Origin of the sequence: Streptomyces hirsutus (assembly GCF_001418415.1) — a bacterium.
Taxonomy (GTDB): Bacteria; Actinomycetota; Actinomycetes; order Streptomycetales; family Streptomycetaceae; genus Streptomyces; species Streptomyces hirsutus.
In genome coordinates this window covers 1-11,226 of sequence record NZ_LIQT01000280.1, presented here as the reverse complement: position 1 = coordinate 11,226, position 11,226 = coordinate 1, and the positions used below count along the sequence as shown (strand labels likewise).

General features: G+C 74.8%; 5 protein-coding genes. All 5 read left to right on the top strand.

Features of this window, described 5'->3' with window-relative positions:
* The first annotated feature begins 218 nt into the window (after positions 1-218).
* On the top strand, positions 219-1,589 hold the full coding sequence (locus AOK11_RS21005) for a glutamine synthetase family protein (RefSeq protein WP_055595273.1): 1,371 nt from the start codon (positions 219-221) through the stop codon (positions 1,587-1,589).
* 26 nt (positions 1,590-1,615) lie between these two features.
* Positions 1,616-3,025 carry an aldehyde dehydrogenase family protein gene (locus AOK11_RS21000; RefSeq protein WP_055595274.1) on the top strand — a complete coding sequence of 470 codons (1,410 nt, stop codon included), beginning with the start codon at positions 1,616-1,618 and terminating at the stop codon, positions 3,023-3,025.
* Positions 3,022-3,813 (top strand): 3-oxoacyl-ACP reductase, encoded by a 792-nt coding sequence (locus AOK11_RS20995; protein ID WP_055595272.1) that lies wholly within the window; start codon positions 3,022-3,024, stop codon positions 3,811-3,813. Before AOK11_RS21000 ends, AOK11_RS20995 begins: the two co-directional genes overlap by 4 nt.
* 282 nt (positions 3,814-4,095) lie before the next feature.
* Positions 4,096-10,389 (top strand): non-ribosomal peptide synthetase, encoded by a 6,294-nt coding sequence (locus AOK11_RS20990; RefSeq protein WP_055595271.1) that lies wholly within the window; start codon positions 4,096-4,098, stop codon positions 10,387-10,389.
* A 115-nt stretch (positions 10,390-10,504) separates the two neighbouring features.
* Positions 10,505-11,226, top strand: a 722-nt coding sequence (locus tag AOK11_RS20985; RefSeq protein ID WP_240497429.1) for a condensation domain-containing protein, incomplete at its 3' end; no start/stop codon positions are given.

The following is an 11,226-nucleotide window of genomic DNA, read 5'->3' as shown; positions in this document are numbered from 1 at the left end:
ACCGTCCCCGACCGCGCCGGCCCCGTCCTCCGGCTTCCCCGACTTCCCCGACTTCTCCGAGTCCTCCGGCATACGGCCGCGTCCCCTTCCCAAGCAATGGTCGTCCGCAATACCTTATGGCTTCCGGCCGACCGAACCGAAGCCCGCAGAAGCCACGAGCAGCCCTCAGCGGCCGCGTGTGGCCAGAAGTGCCAGAAGCAGCCCGAGGAGGCCCTTCCGTGGCAGACCCCACACCCCCGCTCGGTGTCGAGGAGCTGCACGCCCTCGTCGCGGGCGGTGAGATCGACACGGTCGTCCTGGCCTTCCCCGACATGCAGGGGCGGCTCCAAGGCAAGCGGTTCGCCGCGCGCTTCTTCCTCGACGAGGTGCTCCGGCACGGCGCCGAGGGCTGCGCCTACCTGCTCGCCGTCGACGCCGACATGAACACCGTCGACGGCTACGCCATGTCCTCCTGGGAGAACGGCTACGGCGACTTCGCCATGTTCCCCGACCTCGACACGCTCCGCCGCGTGCCGTGGAACGAGGGCACCGCCCTGGTCGTCGCGGACCTGGCCTGGGCCGACGGCTCCCCGGTCGGCGCCGCCCCCCGCCAGATACTGCGCCGCCAGCTCGAGCGCCTGGCCGGACTCGGGTACACCGCCCAGGTCGGTACCGAGCTGGAGTTCATCGTCTTCCGGGACACCTACGAACAGGCCTGGGACGCCGGCTACCGCGGGCTCACCCCGGCCAACCAGTACAACGTCGACTACTCGGTGCTCGGCACCGGCCGGATCGAACCCCTGCTGCGCCGCATCCGCAACGAGATGGCCGCCGCCGGCCTCACCGTCGAGTCCGCCAAGGGCGAGTGCAACCCCGGCCAGCACGAGATCGCCTTCCGCTACGACGAGGCCCTGGTCACCTGCGACCAGCACGCCGTCTACAAGACCGGCGCCAAGGAGATCGCCGCCCAGGAGGGCGTGTCGATCACCTTCATGGCCAAGTACAACGAACGCGAGGGCAACTCCTGCCACATCCACCTCTCCCTCGCCGCCCCCGACGGCACCAGCGCCATGCCGGGTTCCGCCCAGGACCCGGAGGCCATGTCGGACGTCATGCGGCACTTCCTCGCCGGACAGCTCGTCGCGCTCCGCGAGTTCTCCCTGCTCTACGCCCCGCACATCAACTCCTACAAGCGGTTCCAGCCGGGCTCCTTCGCACCGACCGCCGTCGCCTGGGGGTACGACAACCGCACCTGTGCCCTGCGCGTCGTCGGCCACGGCCGCTCCCTGCGCTTCGAGAACCGGCTGCCCGGCGGCGACGTCAACCCGCATCTCGCCGTGGCGGGCATGGTCGCGGCCGGGCTGTACGGCGTCGAGCACGGGCTGGAACTGCCCGAGCCCTGCCGCGGCAACGCCTACGCCGCCGGCTTCGAGCACGTCCCGACGACCCTGCGGGAAGCCGCCGAGCTGTGGGAGAACAGCACCCTCGCGAAGGCCGCCTTCGGCGACGAGGTCGTCGCGCACTACCGCAACATGGCGCGCGTCGAGGTGGACGCCTACGACGCCGCGGTCACCGACTGGGAGCTGCGCCGCTCCTTCGAACGCATGTGAGGCCCCCGTTGCCGCTGCCCGACGCCTTGCCCGACGAAGTGCCGCCGCCCGACGAGCTGCGCGTACTGAACCCCGCCACCGAAGAGGTCGTCGCCACCGTCCCCGCCGCCTCCGCGACCGACGTCGACGCCGCCGTCGCAGCGGCCGCGCGGGCGCAGACGACCTGGGCCGCCCTCGCCCCCGGCGACCGCGCCCGGCTGCTGCGCCGCTTCGCCACCGTCGTCGACGGGCACCTGGAGGAGCTGGCCCGCCTCGAGGTCCAAGAGGCCGGGCACACCCTCGGCAACGCCCGCTGGGAAGCCGGAAACGTCCGGGACCTGCTCGACTACGCCGCCGGGGGAGTGGAGCGGCTCACCGGCCGGCAGATCCCGGTCGCCGGCGGCCTGGACGTGACGTTCCTCGAACCGCTCGGCGTCGTCGGCGTCATCGCGCCCTGGAACTTCCCGATGCCGATCGCGGCCTGGGGCGCGGTACCGGCCCTCGCGGCGGGCAACGCGGTCCTCCTCAAGCCCGCCGAGACGACCCCGCTCACCGCGCTGCGCCTGGCCCGACTCGCCCTGGAGGCGGACCTTCCCGAGGGCTTGTTCCAGGTGCTCCCCGGACACGGTCCGGTCGCGGGCGACGCGCTCGTCGAACACCCGGGCGTCTCCAAGATCGTGTTCACCGGGTCGACCGCCGTGGGCCGGCGGGTGGCGGCCAAGGGCGCGGCGCTCCTCAAGCCGGTCACCCTCGAACTCGGCGGCAAGAGCCCCAACATCGTCTTCGCCGACGCCGACCTGGAGGCCGCCGCGGCCGCCGCCCCGATGTCCTTCCTGGACAACGCCGGCCAGGACTGCTGCGCCCGTACCCGCATCCTCGTCCAGCGCTCGGCGTACGACCGCTTCCTCGGCCTCCTGACCCCCGCGATCGAGTCCGTCCTGGTCGGCGACCCGGCCGACGAGCGGACCGACATGGGCCCGCTGATCTCCCGGACCCAGCTGGACCGCGTCCGCTCCTACGTCCCCGACGACGCCGACGGCATCCGGGGCAAGGCCCCCGAGGGCGGCCCCGGCTTCTGGTTCCCGCCCACCGTCCTCACCGGCGTCGACCCGGACGCGCGCGTGGCCGTCGAAGAGGTCTTCGGGCCCGTCGCCGTCGTCCTGCCCTTCGAGGACGAGGCCGACGCGGTCCGCCTGGCCAACGCCACCGACCACGGCCTGTCCGGCTCGGTCTGGACCCGGGACGTCGGCCGCGCCCTGCGGGTCTCGGGCGCCGTCCGTGCCGGGAACCTGTCCGTCAACTCCCACGCCAGTGTCCGCTACTGGACCCCTTTCGGGGGGTTCAAGCAGTCCGGCCTCGGCCGTGAACTCGGCCCGGACGCCCTGGCCGCCTTCACCGAGACCAAGAACGTCTTCATCAGCAGTGTCCCGTCGAGCACGGAGGGCTCCGCACAGTGAACGAAGCGACCGAGGACATCATCTGCCGCCGCCTGGTCGGCCGTACCGCCGTCGTCACCGGAGCGGGCAGCGGCATCGGCCTGGCCACCGCCCGCCGGCTGGCCTCCGAGGGCGCGCACGTCGTCTGCGGCGACGTGGACGAGACCCGGGGCAAGGCGGCGGCCGAGGAGATCGGCGGGACCTTCGTCAAGGTCGACGTCACCGAGCCCGAGCAGGTCGAGGCGCTGTTCAGGACGGCGTACGACACCTACGGCAGCGTCGACATCGCCTTCAACAACGCCGGCATCTCCCCGCCCGACGACGACTCCATCCTGGAGACCGGACTCGACGCCTGGAAGCGCGTCCAGGAGGTCAACCTCACCTCCGTCTACCTGTGCTGCAAGGCCGCGATCCCCCACATGCGCCGTCAGGGCAGGGGCTCCATCATCAACACCGCGTCCTTCGTGGCCCGGATGGGCGCGGCCACCAGCCAGATCTCCTACACCGCCTCCAAGGGCGGCGTCCTCGCCATGTCCCGCGAACTCGGGGTGCAGTTCGCCCGTGAGGGCATCCGCGTCAACGCGCTCTGCCCCGGCCCGGTGAACACCCCGCTGCTGCGGGAACTGTTCGCCAAGGACCCGGAGCGCGCCGCCCGCCGGCTCGTGCACATCCCGCTCGGCCGGTTCGCCGAGGCCGAGGAGGTCGCCGCCGCCGTCGCCTTCCTGGCCAGCGACGACTCCTCCTTCGTCAACGCCACCGACTTCCTCGTGGACGGGGGCATCTCGGGGGCGTACGTCACACCGCTCTGACGTCCCCCACAGGCGCCGCCGCTCCGGGGGCCCGGCGTACGCCGCGCGTGTCGCCGGGCCCGCCGTCGCGTCCCCGTCCGCCGCCCCCACCGCTCCTTCACGCCTCCCGCCACCACCGGACGCGGACACCGCCGCTCCGTGCCCCGCAGCAGCGTGCGAACCAATCGCCGTCGACCCCCTCCACGACGGCAGTCCGCTCTGCTCGCGGTGCTGCGTCTTCTTCCCTATGGGCCTCCGGCCGCCGACGGCAGTCTGCTGCGAAACACGGCTTGGAGGCTCACAGTGACAGCAGGACCGGCCCCCGAGAGGGCACCGAACGGCGTCGACTCCCCCACGGCATCCTTCGCGCAGCGCCGGCTGTGGTTCCTGGACCAGTTGGCCGGTTCCTCCAGCGGATCCATGCTCCCGCTGGTCCTGCGGTTGCGGGGTTCGCTGGACGCGGACCGCCTGGAACGGTCGCTGTCCGGGATCATGGCGCGGCACGAGGTGCTGCGCACCCGGTTCCGCGCCGTCGGCGGGGAGCCGGTGCCGGTGGTCGACGCCCCCGCGGGCGTCGAACTGGAGCGGGTCGACGTGGACGGGCCCGAGGAGCTGTTCGCCCGCCGGCTGGGGCGCCCCGTCGACCTGTCCGCGCAGCACCCGGTCCGGGCCGTGCTCGCCCGTCTGGCGCCCGACGAGCACCTGCTGCTCGTCGAGGTGCACCACATCGCCGTGGACGGCTGGTCGTGGGGTGTCCTGCTGGACGAACTCGCCGCCGGATACCGCGGCGAGCCGGTCACCGCGCCCGCCCTGCGGTACGCCGACCTCGCCCGCGCCCAGTCCGAACGCCTGCGCGGCGAACGGCTGGAACGGCTCCTCGGCCACTGGCGCGAACGGCTGCGCGGCCTCACCCCGCTCGACCTGCCCACCGACCGGCCGCGACCGCGCGTGTGGGACGGCTCCGGCGACGTGGTCCGCTTCGACCTGCCGGCCGACCTGGTCGCCGCCGTCGACGCCCTGGCCCGCTCCCGGCGCGTCACCCGCTACACGCTCCTGCTCACCGCCTACCAGGTCCTCCTCGGCCACTGGGCGGGCCGCGACGACATCGCCGTCTGCAGCACGCTCGCCGACCGGGCCCGGCGCGGCGCCGACGCGCTCATCGGCCCCCTGGTCAACACCGTCGTGCTGCGTACCGACCTGTCCGGCAGACCCGGCTTCGGCGCCCTGCTGGACCGGGTGCGCGGCCGGGTGCCGGTGGACCTCGCCCACGCCGAGGCCCCCTTCGACCTCGTCGTCGGCGCGCTCGGCGGTTCCCGGGACCTGTCCCGGCACCCGCTCGCCCAGGCCTCGTTCACCCTGCTCAACGCGCCGGTCAAACCGGTGGAGATGCCCGGCCTGGAGGTGACGCTGGTCGCCCCGCCGCTCACCGAGACCCCGCTGGACGTCTTCCTGGACCTGACCCTGCGGGCCGACGGCAGCGTCGCCGCCATCCTCCAGTACGCCACCGCGCTCTTCGACGCCGCCACCATGCGTGCCTTCGCCCGTTCCTACACGGCCCTGCTCAGGGCGGTCCTGGCCGCCCCCGACACCCCCGTGCGGGACCTGACGCGCGCCCTGCCCGACGGCCCCGGCGGCCGCGGCCGTCCCCGGCCCGACTGGCACCGGGCGCCCGACCGCACGGCGGACCCCGCGCCGCCGGTGGCCTTCTCCGGCAGCCCCGACGTCACCGCGCTGCGCTGCGGCGAGGACAGCGTCAGCTACGCGGAACTGGACGCCATGACCGGCTCACTCGCCGCCGCGCTGCGCGCCGCCGGGGTCACCGCGGGCGATCCCGTGGGCGTGCTCCTGCGCCGCGGCCTGTGGTCGGTCGCCGCCATCGAGGGCGTCTGGCGGGCCGGAGGGGCCTACGTGCCCCTCGACCCCGAACTCCCCGCCGAGCGGCTGCGGTACATGGCCGAGGAGGCCGGACTGGCCTGCGTGGTCGCCGAACCCGCCACCGCCGCCACCGCCGCCCCGCTCGCGCCGGTGACGGTGGACGTCACCGCGGCCGGCCCGGCCGCGGACGGCCCCCGCCACCGGCCGCACCCCCGCGAACTGGCCCACGTCATCTTCACCTCCGGGTCCACCGGCCGGCCCAAGGCGGTCGGCGTCGAACACGCCGCCCTCGCCTCGCACGTCGCCGCCGCCCGGCAGCGCTTCGGGATCACCTCCGCGGACCGGGTGCTGGCCTTCGCCTCCTTCGCCTTCGACGCCTCACTGGACCAGGTGCTGCCCGCCCTCACCTCCGGTGCCACCGTCGTCATGCGGCCCGACGAGCCCTGGCTGCCCACGCAGGTGCCCGAGATCGTCCAGCGGCACGGCCTCACCGTCGTCAACGTGCCCCCCACCTACTGGTCCGAACTCACGCTCTGTCTCGACCGGCGGCTGGCCGCCGCCCTGGGCTCCCTGCGGCTGCTGATCCTCGGCGGCGAGGCCGTCCCGCCCGACACCCTCGCGGTCTGGCGCGCCGCCGTCCCCCGGGCCCGGGTCTGCAACGCCTACGGCCCCACCGAGACCACGGTCACCGCCACCACCCACGACGCCGACGACCCGCCCGGGGACACCGTGCCCATCGGCCGGCCCCTGGGCGACCGCCGCGCCTACGTCCTCGACGCCGACGGCGAGCCGGTGCCGGTCGGCGTCCGCGGCGAACTCCTCATCGGCGGCACGGAGGTGGCCCGCGGCTACCTCGGGCGCCCCGCGCTGACCGCCGAGCGCTTCGTGCCCGACCCCTACGGGCCGCCCGGCGGCCGCCTCTACCGCACCGGTGACCTGGTGCGCTGGACGTCCGGCGGCGAACTGGAGTTCCTCGGCCGCCACGACGACCAGGTCAAGATCCGCGGCTTCCGGATCGAACTCGGCGAAGTGGAGACGGTGCTGCGCGCCTGCCCGCTGGTCGCCGCTGCCGCAGCCCGCCCCGACCGGGCCACCGGCCGCGGCCTGACCGGCTACGTCGTACCGGCCCCGGACGCGCCCGCCGCCCCCGACCGGGCGAGCCTGCGCGCCTGGTGCGCCCGCTACCTGCCGCACTACGCCGTACCGTCCGAGTTCGTCGTCCTGGACGCCCTCCCGGTCGGCGTCTCCGGCAAGCTCGACCGTTCCGCCCTGCCCGATCCCGCGCACACCCGCCCCGCCGACGACCCCGCGTACACCGCGCCCCGCGACGAGACCGAGCGGATCGTCGCCGAGGTGTGGGCCGACGTCCTGGGCCTGGACCGGATCGGCCTGGACGACAGCTTCTTCGACCTCGGCGGCCACTCCCTGCTCGCCACCATGGCGGTCTCCCGGATCGCCCAGCGCCTCGGCCGCGAGATCGAGCTGCGCACCGTCTTCGAGCACCCCACCGTCCGGGGGTTCGCCCCGCGGGTGGCCGCCGCCCGCGTCGGCGGCGCCACCGGCATCGTCCCCGTCGACCGCGGGGGGCCGCTGCCGCTGTCCTTCGCGCAGGAGCGCCTGTGGTTCCTGGACCGCACCTCCGACCGGGGCGAGTCGTACCTGCTGTGGTACTGCTGGCGGGTGCGCGGCGGCCTGGACCGTGCCGCGTGGCAGGCGGCCCTGAACGACCTGGTCGAGCGGCACGAGGTGCTGCGCACGGCCCTCGTCGAGTCCGACGGCCGCCCCGTGCAGCAGGTCCACGACCCGGTCCCGGTACCCCTGCGCTGGGAGCGGGCACCGCAGGCCCCGGACGAACAGGCCCGCGTGGAGGCCGTACGGAGCCTCGCCGTGGCCCATGCCGAACGCCGCTTCGACCTCGCCCGGCCGCCGCTGCTGCGGGCCGGCGTGTGGGAGCTGTCCGGTGACGACCACGTCGTCCTGCTCGCCCTGCACCACGCCGTCACCGACGGCTGGTCCAAGGGCGTCCTGCTGGACGAACTCGGCCGCCGCTACGCGGCCCGCCTGACGGGCGGGGGCGCCCCGTCGGCGCCGCTGCCCGTGCAGTACGGCGACTTCGCCGTGTGGCAGCGCGACCGCGCCGACCGCGGCGCCCTGGAACCGCAACTCGCCTACTGGGAACGGGTCCTCGAGGCCGCCCCCGTGCTGGACCTGCCCACGGACCGGCCGCGGCCCCCCGCCTTCACCGGCCGGGGCGGCGCGGTCGAGATCGAGCTGCCCCGCGCACTCGTCGACCGGGCCGACGCCCTCGCCCGCGAGCGCGGCGCGACCCGCTTCATGGTGCTGCTGGCCGCCGCCCAGACGGTGCTGGCCCGCTGGACCGGGCAGACCGACATCTGCGTGGGCACGCCCGTCGCCGGCCGCGGACGCCTCGAACTGGAGCCGCTGGTCGGCTTCTTCGTCAACACCGTCGTCCTGCGCACCGACCTGTCCGGACGGCCCGCCTTCGGCACGCTCGTGGACCGGGTGCGCGACGTCGTCCTGGGCGCCTTCGACCACCAGGAGGTGCCGTTCGAGCAGGTCGTGGAGCGGCTCCGCCCGGAGCGCGACCTGTCCCGCAACCCGCTGTTCCAGGCCATGGTCGACGTCCAGGAGTCCACGGAGGCCGGCATCGGCCTGCCCGGCCTGGAGACCGCCGACTTCGCGCTGCCCTGGGGCTCGGCCAAGTTCGACCTGACCGCCACCTTCGTGGTCCGGCCGGACCGGTTCGCGCTCAACGTCGAGTACGCCGCCGACCTGTTCGACCCGGACACCGCGACCCGGTTCGCCCGCCACGTCGGCCGCGTCCTCGAAGCCCTGCTGGCCGATCCCACCGCCCGCGTCGACGAGGCCCCCCTGCTCTCGGCGGACGAACGGCACCGCCTCGTCGCGGGCGCCGGGCGGGACACGGAGCCGGCGCCTCCGTTCGAGGTGGCGGGCGCGCCGCACGCCCCCGCCGTCGTCTGCGAGGACACGACCCTCGACTACGCCCGCCTGGACGCCCTCACCGGAGGCCTCGCCGCGGCCCTGACGCGCGCGGGCACGGTCCCGGGCGACGCCGTCGGCGTGTGCGTCGGCCGCGGCGTGTGGTCCGTGGCGGCGATGCTCGCCGTCTGGCGGGCGGGCGGCGTCTACGTCCCGCTCGACCCCAGGCTCCCCGGGGAACGCCTGCGGTACATGTGCGAGGAGGCCGCCGTACGGCACGTGGTGTGCGACACGCGCACCCGGGAGCGCGCCGCCGCCCTCACGACCGGTGCGGTCGATGTCGACGACGTCCTGCCCGACCCCGACGGGCCCCGCCACACCCCCCACCGCGACGACCTCGCCTACGTCATCTTCACCTCGGGTTCCACCGGCCGCCCCAAGGCCGTCGGGGTCGAGCACCACGCCCTGGACGCCCATGTGCGCGCCGCCCGCGAGACGTTCGGGCTGACCGCGCGGGACAGGGTGCTCACCTTCGCCTCGACCTCCTTCGACGCCTCCCTCGAGCAGATCCTGCCCGCGCTGAGCACCGGGGCGACGGTGCTGGTACGCCCCGACGACATCTGGGCGCCCCAGGAGCTGGCCGCCCGCGTCGCCGCCGAGCGGGTGACGGTCATGGAACTGACACCGTCGTACTGGACGGAGCTGGTCGCCCGCCTGGACACGCTGGCTCCCCGACTGGCCTCCCTGCGACTGCTGGTGACCGGGGGAGAGGCACTGCCCGCCGATCCCCTGCGGCACTGGTTCGCGCACCTGCCCGGGGTGCCCGTGGTCAACACGTACGGCCCCACCGAGACGGTGATCTCCGCCACCGCGCACACTCTCCCCGGGGCACCGGCCGGCCGGGTGCCCATCGGCCGCCCGCTGGGCGGCCGCCGCACCTACGTGGTCGACCCGCTCGGCGAACCCGTACCGCTCGGCGTGCCCGGCGAACTCGTCATCGGCGGACCGGAGACGGCCCGCGGCTACCTGGGGCGGCCCGCCCTCACCGCGGAGCGGTTCGTCCCCGACCCGTTCGGCCCGCGCGGCGGCCGTCTCTACCGCACCGGCGACGTGGTGCGCCGACTGGCCGACGGCGAACTGGAGTTCCTCGGCCGCAACGACGACCAGGTCAAGATCCGCGGCTTCCGCGTCGAACCGGGAGAGGCCGAGGCGGTGCTGCGCGGGCACCCGGGGGTGCGGGGCGCGGCCGTCGTGGTGCGCCCCCTGAACGGCGAGACCGCCCTCGTCGGCTACGCCGCGGGCGGCGGGCTGTCGGAGGAATCCCTGCGCACGCACTGCCGGACCCATCTGCCCCACTACCTCGTCCCCTCCGCCTTCGTCCTCCTGGACTCCCTGCCGCTGACCGTGCAGGGCAAGCTGGACACCGCCGCCCTGCCCGAACCCGAGAAGCCCGCGCCGCGGGCCGGCGTCGCACCGCGCACCCCGGCCGAGACGGTCGTGGCACAGATCTGGTGCGAGGTGCTCGACCTGCCGAAGGTCGGCGTCCACGACGATTTCTTCGCCCTGGGCGGCCACTCCCTGCGCGCGGTGGCGGTCGCCTCCCGCCTGCGGACCGCCTTCGACTGCCCGCTCCAGGTCCGGGACCTCTTCGAGCACCCCACGGTCGAGCGGCTCGCCGCCGAGGTGGAGCGGCGCCTGCTGGAGCTGATCTCGCAGATGAGCGACGACGAGATCGACCTGTCCCTGACGGCCGACCTCTGACCGTCCCCGACAGGCGACTTCCGGCCGTCCGTGACGCCCGGCCCCGCCGCCGAGTCCGTGCGCCCCCACCCCTCACCGACTTCCTCTTCTCCAGAACCGAGATCGGAGTGCCCTCATGACCACATCCGACGTGCGTCCCGGCCCCGCCGCCGCGGGCGGCGGCCTCTCCCCGGCGGCCCGGCGCCTGCTGGAGCAGCGGCTGCGCGGCCGGGCCGCGTCCCGGGACACGGGGCCGACCCGCATCCGGCCCCGCCCGGAGCGGATCCCGTTGTCCGCCGCCCAGCAGCGCCTGTACTTCCTGGACCGGCTCGACCCCGGAGCGCCCACCTACCTGCTCCCCGCCGCCTGGCGGACGACCGGCCCGCTGGACGTGCCGGCCCTGCGCGCGGCCGTCGCCGACCTGGTCGCCCGGCACGAGCAGCTGCGCGTGGTCTTCCCCGAGCACGAGGGCGTCCCGCACCAGCGGGTGCTGCCCGCGGGCGGCACGGTCCTGGACGTGACCGAGGTGACCGGCGCGGACGCCGAGGACCGCGAGCGCCGCCTGGCCGCCGCCGTGCACGCGGCTGCCCTGCGCCCCTTCGACCTCGCCCGCGAACCCGCCTTCCGCGCCACGCTCGTGCGCGCCGCCACCGACGACCATGTGCTCGTCCTGGGCATGCACCACATCGTCTCCGACGGCTGGTCCCTCGACCTCGTCGTCCGCGACCTGGCCGAGCTGTACCGCGCCAGGACGCGGGGACGCGCCGCGGACCTGCCCGAACTTCCCCTGGACTACACCGACTACGCGATCTGGCAGCGCGAGAGCGACCGGTCCGCCGCGCTGCCAGATCGCGTAGT